The organism is Streptomyces sp. NPDC046939, assembly GCF_040644575.1.
In the GTDB taxonomy this organism is placed as follows: Bacteria; Actinomycetota; Actinomycetes; order Streptomycetales; family Streptomycetaceae; genus Streptomyces.
Window position 1 is genome coordinate 127,270 of the sequence record NZ_JBEYWV010000001.1, and the last position, 18,558, is coordinate 145,827.

At 71.7% G+C, this 18,558-nt stretch carries 18 protein-coding genes; 12 read left to right on the plus strand and 6 right to left on the minus strand.

All coding sequences use genetic code 11. The features are described 5' to 3' along the window. The first annotated feature begins 16 nt into the window (after window positions 1-16). On the plus strand, window positions 17-409 hold the full coding sequence (locus ABZ877_RS00560; protein ID WP_361061898.1) for a VOC family protein: 393 nt from the start codon (window positions 17-19) through the stop codon (window positions 407-409). Here ABZ877_RS00560 and ABZ877_RS00565 read toward each other — a convergent pair. Further along, on the minus strand, window positions 406-2,142 hold the full coding sequence (locus ABZ877_RS00565) for a PP2C family protein-serine/threonine phosphatase (RefSeq protein WP_361061901.1): 1,737 nt from the start codon (window positions 2,140-2,142) through the stop codon (window positions 406-408). The two genes, ABZ877_RS00560 and ABZ877_RS00565, sit on opposite strands and share 4 nt — an antisense overlap. Window positions 2,143-2,351: 209 nt before the next feature. Between ABZ877_RS00565 and ABZ877_RS00570 the strand changes: the two genes are divergently transcribed. Next, window positions 2,352-2,612 carry a hypothetical protein gene (locus ABZ877_RS00570; protein WP_361061904.1) on the plus strand — a complete coding sequence of 87 codons (261 nt, stop codon included), beginning with the start codon at window positions 2,352-2,354 and terminating at the stop codon, window positions 2,610-2,612. A 1-nt stretch (window position 2,613) separates the two neighbouring features. On the opposite strand, the gene ABZ877_RS00575 is transcribed toward ABZ877_RS00570, so the two are convergent. From ABZ877_RS00575 to ABZ877_RS00585, 3 genes are all read right to left on the minus strand, one after another. Beyond that, window positions 2,614-3,186 carry a MarR family transcriptional regulator gene (locus ABZ877_RS00575; RefSeq protein WP_361061907.1) on the minus strand — a complete coding sequence of 191 codons (573 nt, stop codon included), beginning with the start codon at window positions 3,184-3,186 and terminating at the stop codon, window positions 2,614-2,616. A 94-nt stretch (window positions 3,187-3,280) separates the two neighbouring features. Next, a complete protein-coding gene (locus tag ABZ877_RS00580; RefSeq protein WP_361061910.1) occupies window positions 3,281-4,555 on the minus strand; it encodes a cytochrome P450 in 1,275 nt (424 codons plus the stop codon). Between the two features lie 25 nt (window positions 4,556-4,580). Next, a complete protein-coding gene (locus ABZ877_RS00585; RefSeq protein WP_361061913.1) occupies window positions 4,581-5,936 on the minus strand; it encodes a glutamine synthetase family protein in 1,356 nt (451 codons plus the stop codon). Window positions 5,937-6,144: 208 nt separating this feature from the next. Here ABZ877_RS00585 and ABZ877_RS00590 point away from each other — a divergent pair, with 208 nt between their 5' ends. The 9 genes from ABZ877_RS00590 (at window position 6,145) to ABZ877_RS00630 (ending at window position 15,021) form a co-directional block, all read left to right on the plus strand. Then, window positions 6,145-7,620, plus strand: a complete 1,476-nt coding sequence (locus tag ABZ877_RS00590) for an APC family permease (RefSeq protein ID WP_361061916.1) — start codon at window positions 6,145-6,147, stop codon at window positions 7,618-7,620. Window positions 7,621-7,654: 34 nt separating this feature from the next. Continuing rightward, window positions 7,655-8,395, plus strand: a complete 741-nt coding sequence (locus ABZ877_RS00595) for a gamma-glutamyl-gamma-aminobutyrate hydrolase family protein (protein WP_361061919.1) — start codon at window positions 7,655-7,657, stop codon at window positions 8,393-8,395. A 73-nt stretch (window positions 8,396-8,468) separates the two neighbouring features. Next, entirely contained in the window at window positions 8,469-9,077 is a 609-nt protein-coding gene (locus ABZ877_RS00600; RefSeq protein WP_361061922.1) for a cysteine hydrolase family protein, read from the plus strand. 528 nt (window positions 9,078-9,605) lie between these two features. Beyond that, complete coding sequence (locus tag ABZ877_RS00605) at window positions 9,606-11,054, plus strand: pyridoxal-dependent decarboxylase (RefSeq protein ID WP_361061925.1); 1,449 nt, start codon at window positions 9,606-9,608, stop codon at window positions 11,052-11,054. Continuing rightward, a complete protein-coding gene (locus tag ABZ877_RS00610; RefSeq protein ID WP_361061928.1) occupies window positions 11,051-12,604 on the plus strand; it encodes a hypothetical protein in 1,554 nt (517 codons plus the stop codon). Before ABZ877_RS00605 ends, ABZ877_RS00610 begins: the two co-directional genes overlap by 4 nt. A gap of 40 nt (window positions 12,605-12,644) precedes the next feature. Then, a complete protein-coding gene (locus ABZ877_RS00615) occupies window positions 12,645-13,082 on the plus strand; it encodes a hypothetical protein (RefSeq protein WP_361061931.1) in 438 nt (145 codons plus the stop codon). Window positions 13,083-13,146: 64 nt separating this feature from the next. After that, window positions 13,147-13,992: a hypothetical protein gene (locus ABZ877_RS00620; RefSeq protein WP_361061934.1), complete on the plus strand. Its 846-nt coding sequence runs from the start codon at window positions 13,147-13,149 to the stop codon at window positions 13,990-13,992. 14 nt (window positions 13,993-14,006) lie between these two features. Next, on the plus strand, window positions 14,007-14,438 hold the full coding sequence (locus ABZ877_RS00625) for a hypothetical protein (protein WP_361061937.1): 432 nt from the start codon (window positions 14,007-14,009) through the stop codon (window positions 14,436-14,438). A gap of 13 nt (window positions 14,439-14,451) precedes the next feature. Continuing rightward, window positions 14,452-15,021: a hypothetical protein gene (locus tag ABZ877_RS00630; RefSeq protein WP_361061940.1), complete on the plus strand. Its 570-nt coding sequence runs from the start codon at window positions 14,452-14,454 to the stop codon at window positions 15,019-15,021. A gap of 70 nt (window positions 15,022-15,091) precedes the next feature. On the opposite strand, the gene ABZ877_RS00635 is transcribed toward ABZ877_RS00630, so the two are convergent. Next, window positions 15,092-15,295, minus strand: coding sequence for a cold-shock protein (locus ABZ877_RS00635; RefSeq protein WP_361061943.1), 204 nt, complete (start codon window positions 15,293-15,295; stop codon window positions 15,092-15,094). A gap of 106 nt (window positions 15,296-15,401) precedes the next feature. Then, complete coding sequence (locus ABZ877_RS00640) at window positions 15,402-16,154, minus strand: alpha/beta hydrolase fold domain-containing protein (protein ID WP_361061946.1); 753 nt, start codon at window positions 16,152-16,154, stop codon at window positions 15,402-15,404. A 99-nt stretch (window positions 16,155-16,253) separates the two neighbouring features. On the opposite strand from ABZ877_RS00640, the gene ligA reads away from it, so the two are divergent. Continuing rightward, a complete protein-coding gene (gene ligA, locus ABZ877_RS00645; protein ID WP_361061949.1) occupies window positions 16,254-18,353 on the plus strand; it encodes an NAD-dependent DNA ligase LigA in 2,100 nt (699 codons plus the stop codon). Window positions 18,354-18,558: the final 205 nt, after the last annotated feature.

Here is an 18,558-nt window from a genome sequence, read left to right on the forward strand (position 1 = left end):
CCCGTAGGCTCCCCGCATGCTGCGACTCGGATATCCCGTCATCGGCGTCACGGACCTGCCCCGCGCGGTGGACTTCTGGACACGGGCGCTGCCCCTGGTCGACACCGGGGAGTGGGCGAGCGACACCTGGCGGACCCTGCACCACGCCGACGGTTCCGGGCGGGCGCTCGGGCTGATGGTCAGCGCCTCGCCCGCCGAACCCCGCCCCCGGCTCCACCTCGACCTCTTCGTGGAGTCGGCGGAGGAGCAGCGGGCGGAGGTGGAGCGGCTCATCGGGCTCGGCGCCCGGGCCGTCGACTGGGACTCCTACCCGCCCGACCCGGACTTCGTCGTCCTCGCCGACCCCGACGACAACGTCTTCTGCGTCGTCGACCTGAGCCACGCCCCGAGCGGCGGCGGCGCGGCCTAGGAACGGGCAGGTGGGGCGGTGCCGATGATGCGCAGGGCGAGCAGTGTCGCGTCGTCCGTGCGGTGCGGTCCGTCGAGGCGGGTGACGAGCCGCTCCGCGTAGTCCTGGAGCGCGGCGTGCCCGGCTCCGGGCGCCGCCTCGGCCATGCAGTCCTCGGCGGCGGCGAGGAAGCGCCGGGTGTCGAGGTCGGGGTCGGAGTCCCGCCGCTCGGTGAGGCCGTCCGAGTACATGAGGACGATGTCACCGGTGCGCAGGGTGGCGGTGGCGGCGGTGTACTCCGTGTCGCACAGGACGCCGAGCGTGAGCCCCGGGCCGCCCTCGGGGTCCGGCAGCTTCGTGGCGCGGCCGTCCCGCAGCAGGACGGGGCACGGATGCCCGGCGCACGTCCAGCGCAGCAGGGCGCGTTCGGGGTGGTAGCGGGCGATGATCGCCGTGGCCGTCGACTCGTTGCCGTCGGCGCAGGCCACCTCGTTGAGCCAGTGCGTGAGGCGTTCGACGGGCTGCTCGGTGTAGGCGAGCCCGGCGAGCGCGTAGCGGAGCTTGGCCATGAGCGTGGCCGCCTCCAGGCCGTGTCCGCGCGCGTCGCCGAGCGCGATCAGGGGGTGCCCGTCGGGCGTCTTGCGGGCCTTGTACCAGTCGCCGCCGACCCGGGCCTCGCGGGCGTCGGGCCGGTACACGGCCGCCGCGTCGAGCCCGTAGGCGGCGAGTTCGTCCTGGAAATGGGGCAGGACGGCGTCGCGCAGGACCTCGGCGACCTCCGTGACGGCCTCCGCGCGTTCGAGCTGCCGGTGGGCCTCGCGGGCGGCGCTCTCCGCGCTCTCGCGCCGCCGGCGTTCGGCGGTGACGTCGATGAGCACCGCCCGCACCGCCCACACCAGGCTGCCGGGGGCGATCCGCACCGGTTCGGCGGCCATCCGGAAGACCCGCGCCACGGAGCCGGTGAGGCGCAGCTCGCACTCCGTCTTGCGTTTGCGCAGGATGACGTCGTACAGGAGCTGGTAGAGCCGGGGCAGGCTCTCCGGCGTGACGATCTCCGCGAGGCCGGAGAGGGTCGGCACGGACGTGCGGTCGGTGAGCCCGAGAACGTCGCGGAAGCCGTGGGACGGCTCGACGTGCAGGTCCCCGAGGTTCCACTCCGCCCAGCAGGTCCGCACCAGTTGCTGGGCGGCCTCCGCCATCCGCAGGCGGTGCCCGCGCTGCCAGGTGAGCAGCAGGTGGTCGCCGCAGGGGGCCGCCCGCACCTCGTCGTTGAGCCGGACCGGCCCCTCGGCCGTCTCGATCAGCCACTCCACCGTCTCGGGGCCCTGCGGCGTCCGTTCGCGGTGGGCGCGCTCCAGCATCGCGGGCACGGCGGTGCCCGCGAGCGAGGGAAGGTGCTCGAACAGGGGGAGCGGGCCGGACCAGCGCGGCAGCTTCGCGTCCGGGACCCGGCTCGCCCCGTAGGCGCGGCAGGCGGCGTTCTGCCCCAGGTAGAAGACGTCCCGGAGCCCGCCGTCGGGGCCGAGGACGGGCGCGACGAGGAGCGCGGGCAGCGGCACCGCGTCCAGCACCTCCTGCACGGACGGCGTGGACGGGTCCGCGGGCGGCTCGGGAGCGCTGTCGCGGACCCGCGCCGAGGGCCCCCGCAACTCCGTGTACGCCTGGATGCGCCGCCGCTGGGAGTCGAGCAGCGCCTGGATCGCCCGCAGCTCCAGGCGGGCGCGCGCGTCGCGTCTGAAAGAGGCTGCGTCCATGGGCGTGGGGCCTTCTGTACGGGTGCCGGTCTGCGGTGACGTGGGCCGGGGGTCTCGTCGACTTAACGGGCGGGGGCGGTGTCGACCACGATCGACGCGACAGCCCCGCGCGGCCACTCGGCCTGCGCCAAGTGGCGGTGTGCCGGGACAGCGGCCCCGGACCGGCGGGCTCACCGGGGCGCCGCCGTACCCGACCAGGAGGAAGCCGCATGAAGAGCGCACGACCGAGCCGATTCGCCCTGCTCGCACCGCTGACACTGGCGGGCTCCGCGCACGCGGGCGCCGTCTGCGTCGCCAACAAGGATGCGGCGATCCATGCCCGGAGCGACCCGTCGTCCGCGACGGTCGGGTCCGCCCACCGTGGCCAGTCCGTCAACGTGGGTACGTCGCCGGACCCGCGGATGTGGCAGCTTTCGAGTGACGCAGGGCAGCTCCACGGCCATCTGCGCAAGGCCGATGTGGACTGCTGAGTCAGCCCCGGGCCCGGCGGCCGCTGCGGCGCGGGGTGGGGGCGGCGCCGTTGAGGAGGGCACGGCGCCGGTCCTCGCCCTCCTCCTCGACCTGCTGCACCACGCGCCGCAGGCCGTCGGCGAGGCCCCGGCACTCGTCGTCGCTCAGCCGGGAGGTGACGAAGGCTTCCTCCTCGTTGAACGCGGGGAACACCTCGCGCATGAACTCCTCACCCTCCTCGGTGAGGCCGAGCAGCACCAGCCGCCCGTCGCTGGGGTGCCCGGTGCGCCGCAGCAGCCCGCGTGATTCGAGCGTGCGGGAGACGCCGGTCAGCGTGCCCTTGGAGATGCCCGCCTCCTCGGCGACGTGCCGGGTCTCGGACTCGCCCCACACCCAGACGACCCACAGGACCACGAAGCCGGTCCAGGTCAGGTCCGAGCCGCGCAGCACGGAGTTCTCCAGGTGCTGGCGGACGGCGGACGCGGCGCGGTAGATGTTGGCCACGGCCGCCATCTGCTCCCGCCGTACGGGGATGCCGCCGAGTTTCGCCGCGGCGAGCCGCTCCGCCTGGCTGATGGACCGCTGGCTGGGCACGGGCGCTCCTCGCGTGTCAGTTCGTTGAGCACCGCATCATACGGAAGTGTGCCCGCGCGGCCCGCCCCCGTCACGGGCCGCGCATCCAGGGCGGTCAGGTGAGCGTCACCGTCACGGGCAGCTCTTTGACGCCGTTCACGAAGTTGGAGCGGACCCGGCGGACCGGGCCGCTCAGACGGACGTCGGCGAGGCGTGGAATCAGCTCCTCGAACATGATGCGGATCTCGGTGCGGGCGAGCAGGTTGCCCAGGCACAGGTGCGGGCTGGTCTTGCCGAAGGTGACGTGGTCGTTCGGGGTGCGGCGCACGTCGAACGCGTACGGGTCGGGGAACACGTCCTCGTCCCGGTTGCCGGAGGCGTACCACATGACGACCTTGTCGCCCTGCTTGATGTGGGTGCCGCCGAGCTCGGTGTCGCGGGTCGCGGTGCGGCGGAAGTGGTAGACGGGCGAGGCCCAGCGCAGGAACTCCTCCACGGCGGCCGGGATCAGCGCGGGCTCACGGCGCAGCAGGTCGAGCTGGTCGGGGTGTTCGGTGAGGGCGAGCATGGAGTGGCTGATGGCGTGGCGTGTCGTCTCGTTGCCCGCGACGACCAGGAGCAGGAAGTAGTTGTCGAAGTCCTGCGCGGTCAGCGGCACGCCGTCGCGCGGGGTCTGGTTGACGAGCCGGGAGACCAGGTCGTCGCCGTCCTTGCCGCGGCGCTGCCGGGCCAGTTCACGCCCGTAGGCGAAGACCTCGGTGGCGGCGGGGGAGCGGAAGGGCAGGTCGCGGTAGCGCTCGCTGTCGGGGTCGGAGAGGAGGACGTCGGCGTAGTCGGGGTCGGTGTTGCCGATGAGCCGGTTGCCCCAGTCGATGAGCTGCCGGTTGTCCCCGGGCGGTACGTCGAGGAGCCGGGCGAGGACGTTGATGGGGAAGTCGGCGGCGACGTGCCGGACGAAGTCGAAGGTGCCGAGGGGGAGCGCCGCGTCCAGGGTGCGGGCGGTCAGGCCGCGCAGGAAGTCGGTGTAGCGGCTGATGACGCTGTGCCCGAACTGCCGTTGAAGCAGGGCGCGCAGCGCGCGGTGGCGGACGCCGTCCAGCTCCAGGATGGAGGCGCGCTTGGCGATCTGGTCGTCGTCGACCTCCTCGAGGTTGACGAACCGCGTCGAGGTGAACGTCTCCGGGTCGCGGTCGACGGCGACGATGTCACGGTGGCGGGTCACCGCCCAGAACCCGGAGTTGGGCGCGGCCTCGGGCTGCCAGTGCACCGGGTCCTCGTGGCGCAGGGTGTGGAACATGCGCCACGGCGCGCTGCCGTCGGTGAAGCGGTCGAGGTCGGTGAGGTCGACCGCGTCGAGGGGCAGCGGCTCGACCTGGGCGGGTGCCGTCATCGAGGGCCCTCCTTGGTTCCCGGGATCACAGGTGGTCGGCGTACTCGGCGAACTCCCAGTCGGTGACGTGGTGGTGGAAGCGGGCCACCTCGTCGCGCTTGTACGTGACGTAGGCGGCGGTGAAGTCCTTGCCGAGGAGGCGGGTGAGGCCGGTGTCCGCCTCCAGGGCGTCGAGCGCGTCGGGCAGGCTCATCGGGAGCAGCGCCGCCCGCGCGGTGTCGTACCCGTACCCTTCGAGCGGTGCGGGCGGTTCGGCCGCGTCGGCGACGCCGAGCAGGGCCGCCGCGCACGCGCCCGCGATCAGCAGGTACGGGTTGGCGGAGGCGTCCCCGAGCCGGAGTTCGAGCCGGGCGCCCGCCCCGCGCTCGGGCGGCACGCGCACCATGGCGCTGCGGTTGTCCAGGCCCCAGTCGATCAGCCAGGGCGCGAGGGTGTCGGGGCCGAACCGCTTGTAGGAGTTGACGGTGGGGTTGAGCAGCGCGGCGAGCGCCGGGGCGTGCGCGAGCAGTCCGGCGACGGCGTGGCGCGCGGTGGCGGAGAGGCCGTAGGCGCCCGCCGGGTCGTCGAAGGCGTTGGCGCCGTCGCCGCCCGCGGACGACAGGTGGAGGTGGAAGCCGGAGCCGCCCGCGTCGTTGAAGGGCTTGGCCATGAAGGTGGCGAGCCTGCCCTCCTTGCGGGCGAGTTCCTTGACGGCGGACTTGAGGCGGAACGCCCGGTCGGCAGCGTCGAGCGCCTCGCTGTGGCGCAGGTTGATCTCGAACTGCGCCCCGTCGAACTCGTGGTTGCCGGTGGTGACGCCGATGCCGAGATCGCGCAGCGGGCGCAGGACACGCAGCAGATGGTTGTCCGGGTCGGCGCGCAGCCCGGCCGTGTAGACGGCGCCGGTGGCGGTGGAGTAGCGGCGCCAGTCGTCCGCCCCGCCGGGCCCGGGGTCGCACAGGAAGTACTCCAGCTCGGGCCCGGCCACCGGGGCGAGGCCGTGCTCCGCGCAGCGCGCGAGCACCGTGCGCAGCAGGTCGCGCGGGGACTCGGCGGCGGGCGCCCCGGTCCGCGCGTCGGTGACGTCGCCCAGGCAGGAGGCGACGCCGGGCTCCCAGGGCAGCGGGGCCAGGGTCTCCAGGTCGGGCCGGACGACCATGTCGGGCAGGCCGGCGTCGAGGCCACCGGTGACCGGGACCACGTCGCCGCGCGGGGTGGTGTGGTAGACGGCGCGGCAGAAGGCGAGCCCGTGCGCGCAGGCCGTCGGCAGGTGGTCGAGCAGCACGTCGCGGGCGCGGTCGGTGCCGAGCAGGTCGGGGTAGACCACCCGGACGACGTCGATCCCGGCTTCGAGGAGCCGCTCGGTGTGCCGGCGGAGCTGAGTGGGATCGTGTGCGCTCACCGCTGCCTCCTCGGACACCCACCGCTTGTTGTTTGATGCCAAACGATAGGTCCGACCGTAGGAACTCCGCGGGCCCTTAGCAAGCCCCGTGGCCCAACTCGGCGCGATACGGCGGGGATTGACCCCACCCGACGGCTCACCTATGTTGTTTGGCATCAAACGAACTTCCGGTCGTGTCCGGTGCCCCACCGACCACCGAGGAGCCGGGATGTCGGCCCAGACCCCGCAACACCCCGCAACCGGGACCGAGCGCCGCCTGCGGCGCGACGCGCTCGGCGTCGTCGGCGTCCTCTTCCTCGTCCTGTCCGCGCAGGCCCCGCTGACCGGCATCGCGGGCGCCGTGCCGCTCTCCGTCGCGCTCGGCAACGGACCGGGGGTCCCGGCCTCCTATGTCGCCGCGGGCGCCGTCGTCCTGCTGTTCTCCGTCGGCTTCGTCGCGATGAGCCGCTACGTGGTCGACCCCGGCGCGTTCTACACCTACATCGGCGCGGGGCTCGGCCGGGCGGCGGGCACGGGGAGCGCCGCCGTCGCCCTCTTCGCGTACTGCACGATCCAGGCCGCCATGTACGGCCTGTACGGGGCGACCGTCGCCCACCTCCTCGACATCCACGCGGGCCTCGCCTGGCCGTGGTGGGTGTGGTCCCTGCTCACCATGGCGGTCGTGCAGGTGCTCGGTGTGTCCGGCATCGACATGGGTGCGCGGGTCCTCACCGTGTTCGTCCTCGCCGAGACCAGCATCCTGCTGGCGTTCGCCCTGGTCACCCTCGTGCGGGGCGGTGGCCCCGAGGGGCTCGGCCTCACCGACAGCTTCTCGCCGTCCGCCGCCCTCGACGGCGCGCCCGGCGTGGCCATGATGTTCGCCGTCGCCTCGATGTTCGGCTTCGAGGCCACCGCCATCTACGGCGAGGAGGCCCGCGAACCGCACCGGACCGTGCCCCGCGCCACCTACCTCTCCATCACGCTGATCACCGCCTTCTTCGCCCTCACCTCCTGGATGGTGATCTCCGCCCACGGCGCCTCGCACGCCAGCGACGCCGCGAACAAGGCTCTGGCGAACGGCGACTCCTCGGCGTTCGTCTTCGCCCCGATCGAGGACCTCTTCGGCGGCTGGGCGGGCGACCTGCTGCCCGTCCTCCTCGCCACCTCCCTCTTCGCGGGCATCCTCGCCTTCCACAACTCCGCCAACCGCTACCTCTTCGCCCTGGGCCGCGAACGCCGCCTCCCGCACGCCCTGAGCGGCCTCAACCGGCGCGGCGCGCCCTGGGCCGCGGGCGTCGTCCAGACGGCCGTCGCGGTGCTCCTCGTCGTCCCGTTCGCCCTGGCGCACAAGGACCCGGTCGTCACCTTGTTCTCCTGGTTCAGCGGCGTCGCCGTCCTCGCGATCATGCTCCTGTACTTCCTGACGTCCGTCTCCGTCGTCGCCTTCTTCCGCCGCGCCCGCCTGGACCGGCGCCCGTGGAACACCGCCGTCGCACCCGCGCTCGGCGCCCTCGGCATCGCCGGGGCGATCTGGCTCGTCCTGGCCAACCTGACCACCCTCATCGGTGGCGACCGCACCACCGCCACCTGGCTCGCGCTGACCGTCCCCGCGGTCTGGCTCCTGGGCGCCGCCGCCCACCTTCTCCGCCCGGGCACGCCCACGCCCGCGCGCTCCGCCCACCCGGAGGACCCGCCCTTGACCTGAACCCCCTGCGTCGAACTCCCCCCAAGGAATGCCTGTGACCCGTCCCGTCCCCCCTGCCCGTCCCCTCATCGCCATCCCCGCCCGCTTCGCCGTCTCCACCTCCGCGCTGCGCCACGCCGCCGAGGTCGTCGGACGCGCGCTGGTCGAAGCCGTCTGGCGGGCGGGCGGCGAACCCGTGACCCTCCACCCGCACGCCCCGAACGGCAGTTGCGACCCCGCGCTCGTCGCCGACCGCTTGACGCGCTTCGACGGCGTCCTGCTGCCGGGCGGCGGCGAACTGGCCGCGGGCCGCTACGGAAGCGCGCGGACGCACGGGACCCCCTACGACGCCGACGCCGAGCAGGACGGATTCGACCTGGCCCTCGTCCACCACGTGCTCCGCACCGAACTGCCGCTCCTCGCGATCTGCCGCGGCCTCCAGGCCGTCAACGTGGCGCTCGGCGGCACCCTCCAGGAACACCTCGCGGGCTGGCGGCGCGAGCACCACAACCTCGTCCACCAGGTCACCGTCGAGCCCGCCACCCTGCTCGAGACGAGCATGGGCGCGCAGGTGGTGACCGCCTCCTGCCTGCACCACCGCCGCGTCGACCGGGTGGGCGCGGGCCTCAGGGTCAGCGCCCAGGCGTCCGACGGCACCCGCGAGGCGCTCGAACTCCCGCACCGCCGCGCCTGGTTCGCGGGTGTGCAATGGCATCCGGAGCACACCGCCGCGCACGACCCGGCCCAGCAGGCGCTGTTCGAGGCGTTCGTACGGGCGACGGGGGTACCCCGGTGACGACCCGCACAGCGCACCAGGCACGGACACCGAAGACGCAGAAATCACCGACTGCCGAAAGGGAGACCGCACCATGAAACGTGCCCTCGTGGTCATCGACGTCCAGAACGAGTACGTCACGGGCGCCATGCCGATCGCCTTCCCGCCGCTCGCCGAGAGCCTCGGGAACATCGCCGTCGCCATCGACACCGCCGTGCAGGAAGGCGTCCCGGTCGTGGTCGTGCAGCACGCGGCCCCGGCGGGCTCGCCCATGTTCGCGCGCGGGACGCACGGCTGCGCCCTCCACGACGTGGTGGCCTCCCGGCCGTACGACCACCTCGTGGAGAAGACGCTGCCGTCGTCGTTCGCCGGCACCGACCTCGACGCGTGGCTGCGCCGGGAGGGCGTCGACACGCTGACCATCGTCGGCTACATGACGCAGACCTGCGACGAGTCCACCACCCGCGACGCCGTGCACCGCGGCTACCGCGTCGAGGTGCTCGCGGACGCCACCGGCTCCCTGCCGCTGTCCAACCGGACGGGGACCCTGTCGGCCGCGCAGATCCACCACACCGTCCTCGTGGTGCTCCAGTCGTTCTTCGCCTACGTGGCCTCCACCGCCGAATGGGTCGGTGCCGTACGCACCAAGACACCACTCGGCCGCCCGGACTTTGCGGCCGCGACAGATGCGGGACACGCTTAGGCCAAAGCCTGACGTAAAGTCAGCAAAAGGCCCCGGTGGACTTCACCGGGGCCTTCCGCATGCAAGCGCTTGAATTTCGAATGGGTGTCCTAGCCGCCCTTGTTCATGGCCGGAATGCACGTCGCCCGAGGCGGTCCGCGATCAACGGGGCGCGCCCGGCGCGGGAGCCCGGCCGACATCTTCCCGGCAGGAAATCAACCCTCCCCGCGAGGGGTTCCCAGCCCCTGGCGGCGCGGTCGCCTGCGGGTTCCGCTGTCATATGCGGCGGAATGCTCAATTCTCGTTGCCTTGAATGCGCCGCCCGACGCGTGCGTGTGCATGTCAAAGGTCTCTGCCAATCCGGCGGGGCGTTCGGGCCAAATCAAGATAGTAGAAGGCGAATTGTATATTTCCGTGTCCCGGGGATCTACGGTGGTGCCGCTCACTGCTTCCTAGGTCGACTTATTTCGTTGCGTCCTGAACCATCCGGCAGCCGGTAGGGAATGTGCGAGGGAGGCCCCTGTGACGGAATCGTTGCACAGTGGATTGTTGATCGAGGCATTCGATGTACAACTGTTCAGGGAAAGCGCCGAATCCGTTCTCGCCAAGTTGCAGAAGCATCTGGCCGATCTCTCCATCCGCGGCCTGGAGCTGATCGAGCCCGCCCAGTTGACCCGCGCCGCGCGGGCGCTGATGACCAAGGAGCGCGAGCGGCCCGCCGCGTTCGACGAGGCGCGGCTCGCCGAGATCGTCGACCTCTACCTCAGGACCGGCATCCAGGTGCACTCGCCGGGCTACATGGGCCGGCAGTTCTCCGGCGTCGTCCCGCTCTCCGGCGTCATCGACTTCGTCAGCTCCGTCGTGAACCAGCCCTCCTCCTTCTACGAGGCGGGCCAACTGCCCAACGTCGTCGAGCGGATCATGGCCGAGGAGCTGAACAGGTTCATCGGCTACGAACCCGGCACCTTCGCCATGGTGACCACCTCCGGCGGCTCCCTCGCCAACCTGACCGCCCTGCTCACGGCCCGCAACAGGGCCTTCCCCGGGGTCTGGGCGCGCGGCAGCTCGGAGCTCGCGGGCCCGGCCAGGCCCGCCGTCGCGGTCGGCGCCGACGTCCACTACAGCGTCGCGCGGGCCGCCGGCATCCTCGGCATCGGCGAGGACCGCATCGTGCGCCTCCCGCTCGACGCCGAGCGCCGCATCGACGTCGCCCGGGTCCGCCCCGCCCTCGACGAGGCCGCCCGGCAGGGCCTGCACGTCTTCTGCCTGGTCGCGTCCGCGGGCACGACACCCGTCGGCGCCTTCGACCCGCTCGACGAACTCGCCGCCGTCGCCCGCGAACGCGACCTGTGGCTGCACGTGGACGGCGCCCACGGCGCGAGCCTCCTCGTCTCCGACGCCCTGCGCCACAAACTGCGCGGCATCGACCAGGCCGACTCCCTCGCCTGGGACGCGCACAAGATGATGTTCGTGCCCGCGCCGTGCACGCTCCTCTTCTACCGGGACCGGGACCGCGCCCGGGACGCGTTCCGCCAGACCGCGAGTTATGTGTTCGACGCCCAGCCCTCCGTGTACACCGAACTCGACAGCGGCGACAAGAATCTCGAATGCACGAAGCGCCCCATGATCATGAGTCTGTGGGTGCTCTGGGCGATGTACGGACCGGCCCTCTTCGCCGAGAAGATCGAATATCTCTGCCGGCTGACGAGGTACGCCCACGCGATCCTGGAGGAGCAGCCGGACTTCGAGACCGTGCACCACCCCGAGTCGAATATCCTCTGCTTCCGCTATCGGCCGGAATGGTTGGCCGAGAAGGACGTGGCCGAATTCCAGGTGCAGATAAGGGACCGGATCAAACACCGCGGGCAATTCTTCATATCGAAAGTCGACATTGACGGAGTGGCCGCCCTGCGCGTGGTCATGATGAACCATCAGATCACCACCGGGCACTTCCATATGCTGCTCGACGAGATACGGAAGGCAGGAAAGGCACAGTGACGGACACGTATACGGCCACAACGCCACCCGCCGACGTCCACGCCATGGTCAACTGGCTCATTCCGGATGCGGAACTGGCGCCGCAGTCCCCCGAAGCGGTGACGCACCTTCCACCCTTCGCCGAGAAGATGCGCGAATGCGAACGGATCTGCGGACAGCCGTACAGCGAGATCTCCCACCAGATCCAGGACGCCCTGGTGCTGCGCAGGCTCCAGCAGATGATCCACACCATCCGGCTCAACCCGCTCTGGCGCGCCCGCCTGGACGCCGCCGGCGTGATCAGGCCGCCGGAGGACTACAAGGAGTGGCAGCACATCCCGCTCTCCGACAAGGAGACCCAGCGCGACTTCTTCATGGGCGGCAGGGAGGGGCTCGTCGTCCCGCACGGCGGCGGCGGGTTCGAGGTCGTCGCCAGCGGGGGCACCACCACCGGCAAGCCGCTGGAGACCGTGTACTCGCTGCGCGAACTGCGCGACACCTACGAGGTCGCCGGCCGCTTCCTCGGCACCTACCAGCTCGCCCACCACCTGGCGGGCGGTGACCCCAAGTGGCTCCTCACCACGCTCGCCGACTACCAGATGTGGAGCAGCGGCACCATGGTCGGCGGGGTGCTCCAGAGCGTGCCGGGCGTCAACTACATCGGCGCCGGACCCGTCACCGCCCCCGTCCTGGAACACCTCTTCTCCTACCGCGGCCCGAAGGCTCTCATGGGCATCTCGGCGGGCATCGCCATCCTCGCCGAACTGGGCGCGGGCATGAGCCAGCAGGCCAGGGAGAGCTTCCGCGTCGCGCTCTACGGCAGCGGTGTCCTCGCCCAGCGCAACCGGGCCGAACTCAAGGCGCTCTACCCGAACCTGACCATCCTCAGCTACTTCGCCGCGACGCAGGCCGAGACCATCGGGCTCCAGCTCGACGAGGAGAACCCCGCCCTGACCGCCGTACCGGGCCTGCACTTCATCGAGATCGTCGACGAGGCCGGGTACTGGGTGCCCGAGGGCGAGGAGGGCGAACTGGTCGTCACACGGCTGCACGCCCACGAGGCGCCCCTGCTGCGGCTGAAGCTCGGCGACCGCATGATCCGCAGGCCGCGCCTGGACGGACCGACGGGGCCCAAGGCGATGCAGTTCGAGTTCGCGGGCCGGACCGGGGACATCCTGCACCTCAACGACAGCCAGTACTCCGCGGTCCGCGCGTACGGCGCGCTGCGCGACGAGCTGAAGGCCGCCGGTGTCGTGGACCTGGACCAGTCGGCCCACGAGATCCAGTTCGCCAACCACCGCGAGAACCGGGTCCTCACCCTGTACGCGGCCGTCGACGACGTGCTCGGCCTGACCTACCGCGTCGACTCCCTGCTCGGCGCGGAGGGGCTGCAGAAGGTGCTCGTCACCGCCCTGCCGCGCTCCCTGTCCCTGTTCAACGACGGCGAGGCGAACCCCGCCTCGATCGCGAAGACCGGCTACCGCCTGGAGGTCAGGTTCGTGCCCCGCCACTCGCCCGACATCGCCCGCACGGCGGTCGGCAAGGTGCCGCTGGTCCGCGACCACACCTGAGAGCCCGTCCCCGCACCGAAGACACCCGCAGGAGGAACGAGTGGCTTACAAACCGCAGGTCAACATCGTCGCCGTGGTCGACGTCATCGGCGCCCTCTCCGGAGGGACCCTGCTCAACGGCAACCTCTGCATGATGGACAACAGCGACCACGACAGCACCGGCCAGGGCACCCCGTACCTGTGCACGGCCGTCCGTCCCGGCCAGGTCGTCCAGTGGACCGTCCTCGCCGTCGACCTGCAGACGCCGGTCGAGATCAAGAACATCACCTTCCTCGGCCACAACGGCGACGAGGCCGTGCCGGGGGAGCGCGTGTCCTCCGAGAGCGACGGCGACACGCTCGACCTGGCGCACTGGGCGGGTGTGGTCCCGCCCACCCTGACCCCGGGCACACCGCACAAGTACCGCCTGGAACTGCAGATGTACGAGGGCGCGCACAGCGTGCTCCACATCGACTCGCCGGCCCTCATGGGCGTGTGAGCGGGGGCGAGCGGCTCAGAAGCGACCGGCCGACCGGCGACCGACCAGAACGACGAGGTGAAGCATGGCTCAACAGCTCGCGATCATCGTGCTCGTGGACATCGGCAACGCCCTGGAGACCAACACCTTGCAGGGCAACACCTATCTGTTCGACAACATGAAGCTGCACGGCTCGGAGGGGCAGGGCACCGGCGATCTCGTCACCGCCATCCACGGCGCCTACTGGCGCGACGGCTCCCAGGCCACCGAGCAGGTGCTCAACTGGCTGCCGTACAGTCTGGGCTCGATCCCGCCGACCGTGCCGCGCGGCTACGAGGCGAACCGGGCCCGGCAGAGCGACGCCCAGGCCCTGGAGGAGCTCGACGCGCTCACCGCCAAGCCCGGCGTCGCGGGCGCCGACCCCGCGGCCGACCTGCAGAAGATCCGGCAGGCGGTCGGCACCCGCGTCAAGACCACCCGGCGCACCCGGGGCCGCCTCTCGAACCAGAAGGTCCTCGACGTCACCGGTGAGGTCGTCACCGACGCCACCGCGGGCGCCTACAGCTACCCGGGCCCGGTCATCACCGACATCTACGGGCAGGCCGTCGACGAGAAGATCATGTATCCGGCGGAGTACGGCTCGCCGGACCTGGTCACCGACGGCTGGTACTGGTCCGCGACCGTCGACTCCTCCCGTCCCGGCACGTACTCCTACTCGATGCGCATCCAGCTCCACCGGCTGGTGCAGCGGGGCAGCGAGTCGCTCTGGGAGCCGGTGAACATGGTGTGCGAGTCCAAGCTCAAGGTCACCACCCAGCCCAAGGTCAACGGCTTCACCGGCGCGGGCCTCGGCCTGCTGCCCATCCCGCCGTCCGCCCGGGGCTCCGCGTACGCGCCGGGTTCCGGCCCGCAGCAGCAGACCACCGCCTAGCCGAGGAGCGGCAGATGACCACCAGGAAGAGGCTGGAGACCAACGTCGGCAAGCGCCCCATCTCGATCACCGCGGTGGTGGACGCCGTCGGCGCCCTCGCCACCGGCAGCCTCCACGGCAACCTGTACTTCTACGACACCAACAAGGCCGGCGGCTCCACCGGCTTCGGCACCGAGGAGCTGCGCACCCGCGTCCGCGCGGGCGACCAGCTCCTGTGGAGCGTGCTCGCCCTGGAGTGCGAGGCGTACCTGGCGATCGACGGCATCGTCATCGACCCCGACCTGATCGAGCCCGAGCGCAGGGTCTACCCCGGCACCGACGTCGCCTACTGGATCGGGACGGTGAAGAAGAACGCCACGGGCACGGTCCCGTACCAGATCAAGTTCAAGGTCGGCTCCCGGGACGAGGCGCTCACCACCCCGCTGTCCCCGAGCCTCGTCGGCTAGCCCAGGAGGAGCGATGAGTACGAGCACAGCCCCGCGCACCAGCGGTCTGGAACAGAAGCAGAACCCGGGCCAGCTCAACTCGGTCCAGCTCAACATCGTCACTCTGATCGACATGGAACGGGCGACGGCGACCGGCTCGCTCGCCGACTCGATGTGGATGGTGGACAACAGCATCGGCGGCGACGGGCAGGGCACCAACCATCTGCAGACGGTCTGCAAGCAGGGGCAGGTCCTCAACTGGATCATCCGCCCCATCGACATGGAGAAGCGGCTCGACAACACCTGGCCGCCCATGCCGAAGATCAACAGCATCGTCTTCCTCGACACGGAGTCCGGGGACGAGGAGGACGTGGCCGAGCGCAAGATATTCACGGAGCTGAAGATCTACGGAGCACCGGACCGCATGCGCGACAAGTTCACCCCGGTGTACTACTACTGGGCCGGCACCATCCTGAGCACCGCGAGGCCCGGCCTGTACCGCTACCGCCTGGTCCTGGAGCTGGAGCTGGAGCAGGAGAACACCCGCGAGAAGCTGTATCTCAACACCGTCCAGCACCCCTCGATCCGCGTCCTCGCGGTGTGAGGAGCTGACACAGCGGGGCGGGGCGGCCGAAAGCCGTCCCGCCCCGCTGTGCGCGTCACGCCGTGGTGGCTCAGCCGCGGATGATGTTCTCCGCCTGCGGGCCCTTCTGGCCCTGCGTGATGTCGAAGGTGACCGTCTCGCCCTCGACCAGCTCACGGTAGCCGTTGCCGGAGATGTTGCTGTAGTGGGCGAACACGTCGGGGCCGCCCCCGCTCTGCTCGATGAAGCCGAAGCCCTTTTCGGAGTTGAACCACTTCACGGTGCCGCTGGCCATACTGCTGTCCTTCTGCTTACGCCCGGCTCGGGCGGGCTTGGATGGTCCGGACGCTCTCCCAAGATCGGATCACGCCCTGATCCGTCCTACCCCCGTTCGATCGTCGTCACACCAGCCGGTCCGAACTACGGACAGTAATCGCGCAGAGAGCCGCGACGTGGTCCCCCGCGCGCGTGGCGGCGGGGGAGCCGGACGGGACGCACGTGCCGAGCGCCGGGTCGTACGCGGCCATGATCACGCCCGCGTGGTCCGTGTCCGCGAGGACGGTCAGCTCGGCGTCCCACCGCCGCTCGCGGAGCAGGGCCAGCAGCTCCCGCGAGCGCTCGGCCGGGACCTGCTCGTCGGCGCCGCCGTGCACGAGCCGCACCGGCACCGGGGGAGCGGTGGCCCCGGTGAGGCTGTCGAGGGGCGGGCGGCCGGTGGTGCGGGCGGGCACGTCGTAGCGGCCCGCCAGGGCGACCACGGCGGCGGGCCGCCACCCCGCCGCCGCTTCCGGGTGCAGGGCGACGCCGACGGCGGCCCCGGCCCCGGCCGACCAGCCGGCCAGGACGACGCGCCCCGGGTCACCGCCCAGGGCGGCGGCGTGCTCCCGCGCGTGGGCGAGGGACGCGAGGAGGTGGGAGCGGCCGCTGTCCGCCGCGTCGGAGCGCCAGCCGGGCACGAGCACGAGCAGCCCCTCGCGCGCGATCCGCTCGGCGAGCGGGCCCATCACGTCCTTCTCGTCCGGGCCCAGCCCGTGCCACAGCACCACCACAGGGACCGGCCCGTCCGTGGCGGGCCGGTAGACGTCGAGGCGTTGCCGAGGGCCCTCGGCGGTGCCGGTGTAGGGAACATCGCGCGTGACGGTGATCTCGTGCATGGCGGGCGGCGTCCGTTCCTGTCGTGATCATGTGCGGGAGCGCCCGTCACCGTAGCGTCCACGACGGGATTGTCAGTGGTGGGCGGCAGGATGAAGGGCATGACGACGACTTCTGCCGTTCCTTCCGCGCTGCCCGCACCCGCCGAGCTCCCGGACGCCGCCGCGTACGCCCAGGCCGTCGAGGAGGCCAGGGCGGCCGCCGCCGCGTACTACGAGGGCGGCACCTCGCGCCTGGACGACGACGCGTACGACCGGCTCGTGCGCGCCATCACGGCGTACGAGGAGGCCCACCCGGACCAGGTGCTGCCCGACTCGCCCTCGGGGAAGGTCGCGGGCGGCGCGGTCGAGGGGGACGTCCCGCACACGGTGCCCATGCTGAGCCTGGACAACGTGTTCTCGGACGAGGAGTTCACCGCCTGGACGGCGTCCGTGGAGCGCCGCATCGGCCGCGAGGTGGCGTCCTGGAACGTGCAGCCCAAGCTCGACGGGCTCGCCATCGCCGCCCGCTACGAGGACGGCCGCCTGGCCCGGCTGATCACCCGGGGCGACGGCAGCGCGGGCGAGGACGTCTCGCACGCCATTGGCACCGTCGTGGGCCTGCCCGCCGAGCTCGCCGAACCGGTCACGGTCGAGGTGCGCGGCGAGGTCCTGATGACGACCGCCCAGTTCGAGCACGCCAACCAGGTACGCACCGAGCACGGCGGCGCCCCGTTCGCCAATCCGCGCAACGCGGCGGCGGGCACCCTGCGCGCCAAGGACCGCGCCTACACCGTCGAGATGACGTTCTTCGCCTACGGCCTGCTCCCGCTGCCCGGCACCGGCGAGGCGCTCACCACGGAGCTGACCGAGGCGGCGCACGGCGCGCTCATGGACCGCGCGGCCGCCTGGGGCGTCAACACGCCCGCGAGTACGCGCGTCGCGGGCGTCGTCGTCCCCACCGTCGAGGAGGTCCTCGCGCGCGTGAAGGAGATCGCCGCGCTCCGCGCCGAGCTGCCCTTCGGCATCGACGGCATCGTCGTCAAGGCCGACCTCGCCGCCGACCAGCGGGCCGCGGGCACGGGCACGCGGGCGCCGCGCTGGGCCGTCGCCTTCAAGCTCCCCGCCGTCGAGAAGATCACCAAGCTGCTCGGCGTGGAGTGGAACGTGGGGCGTACCGGCATCATCGCCCCGCGCGCGGTGCTCGAACCCGTGGAGATCGACGGTTCCACCGTCACCTACGCCACCCTGCACAACCCCGCCGACATCACCCGCCGCGACCTGCGCCTCGGCGACCATGTCATGGTCTACAAGGCGGGCGACATCATCCCCCGCATCGAGGCCCCGGTCGCCCATCTGCGCACGGGCGAGGAGCAGGAGATCGCCTTCCCCGCCACGTGCCCGCAGTGCGGCTCCGGGATCGACACGAGCGAGCAGCGCTGGCGGTGCGAGCGCGGCCGCAACTGCTACCTCGTCGCCTCGATCAGCTACGCGGCCGGGCGCGACCAGCTCGACATCGAGGGCCTCGGCCACACACGCGTGGTGCAACTCGTCGAGGCGGGCCTGGTGGAGAGCCTGCCCGATCTCTTCGACCGCCTGACGCGCGAGCAGTTGCTCGCCCTGGACCGCATGGGGGAGACGAGCACCGACAATCTGATGGCCGCCCTGGAGGCCGCCAAGCGGCAGCCGCTCTCCCGGGTCCTGTGCGCGCTCGGCATCCGCGGCACGGGACGCTCCATGTCACGGCGGATCGCCCGGCACTTCGCCACCATGGACCTCATCAGAGCCGCGGACGCGGAGGCGATGCAGCGGGTCGACGGGATCGGCCCGGAGAAGGCGCCGGTCATCGTCGCCGAACTCGCCGAGCTGAGCGAGCAGATCGACCGGCTCGCCGCCGCCGGGCTCACCATGACCGAACCGGGCGCCACCCCGCCCCCGCCGCCCGGGGAGACGGAGTCCGACGAGGTCGCGGGCCCACTGGCGGGGATGAAGGTCGTCGTCACCGGAGCGATGACCGGCCCCCTCGCGGAGCTCTCCCGCAACCAGATGAACGAGCTGATCGAGCGGGCCGGCGGCAAGTCCTCGGGCAGCGTCTCGAAGAACACCAGCCTCGTCGTCGCGGGCGAGGGCGCCGGCTCCAAGCGCGCCAAGGCCGAGTCCCTGGGCGTCCGCCTCGCCACCCCCGACGAGTTCGCCGCGATGGTGGCCGACCTGCTGGACTGACGCGCCCTCAGAGCCTGTCTTTGAACCCCCGCCTGCGCCCCGACGCCCGGCACGCACGCTCGCCGCACGGAGTCCCAGGACAGGTGGCTCCGCCACATGACCTGCGCCTCCGCACTCCCCCAGCCTCCGGCCGGGGGGACCCCCAATCGCACGCACCGACCGCCGCTGCGCCCGCGCTTCGCGCGGACGACGGGGGTTCAAAGAC

Excerpts from the sequence above, each read along its gene's own strand:
- ABZ877_RS00600 (WP_361061922.1), top strand. The coding sequence starts at position 8,469 with ATGAAACGTGCCCTCGTGGTCATCGACGTCCAGAACGAGTACGTCACG.
- ABZ877_RS00620 (WP_361061934.1), top strand. The coding sequence starts at position 13,147 with ATGGCTCAACAGCTCGCGATCATCGTGCTCGTGGACATCGGCAACGCC.
- ABZ877_RS00565 (WP_361061901.1), bottom strand. The coding sequence starts at position 2,142 with ATGGACGCAGCCTCTTTCAGACGCGACGCGCGCGCCCGCCTGGAGCTG.
- ABZ877_RS00570 (WP_361061904.1), top strand. The coding sequence starts at position 2,352 with ATGAAGAGCGCACGACCGAGCCGATTCGCCCTGCTCGCACCGCTGACA.
- ABZ877_RS00630 (WP_361061940.1), top strand. The coding sequence starts at position 14,452 with ATGAGTACGAGCACAGCCCCGCGCACCAGCGGTCTGGAACAGAAGCAG.
- ABZ877_RS00590 (WP_361061916.1), top strand. The coding sequence starts at position 6,145 with ATGTCGGCCCAGACCCCGCAACACCCCGCAACCGGGACCGAGCGCCGC.
- ABZ877_RS00560 (WP_361061898.1), top strand. The coding sequence starts at position 17 with ATGCTGCGACTCGGATATCCCGTCATCGGCGTCACGGACCTGCCCCGC.
- ABZ877_RS00635 (WP_361061943.1), bottom strand. The coding sequence starts at position 15,295 with ATGGCCAGCGGCACCGTGAAGTGGTTCAACTCCGAAAAGGGCTTCGGC.
- ligA (WP_361061949.1), top strand. The coding sequence starts at position 16,254 with ATGACGACGACTTCTGCCGTTCCTTCCGCGCTGCCCGCACCCGCCGAG.
- ABZ877_RS00625 (WP_361061937.1), top strand. The coding sequence starts at position 14,007 with ATGACCACCAGGAAGAGGCTGGAGACCAACGTCGGCAAGCGCCCCATC.
- ABZ877_RS00640 (WP_361061946.1), bottom strand. The coding sequence starts at position 16,154 with ATGCACGAGATCACCGTCACGCGCGATGTTCCCTACACCGGCACCGCC.
- ABZ877_RS00580 (WP_361061910.1), bottom strand. The coding sequence starts at position 4,555 with ATGACGGCACCCGCCCAGGTCGAGCCGCTGCCCCTCGACGCGGTCGAC.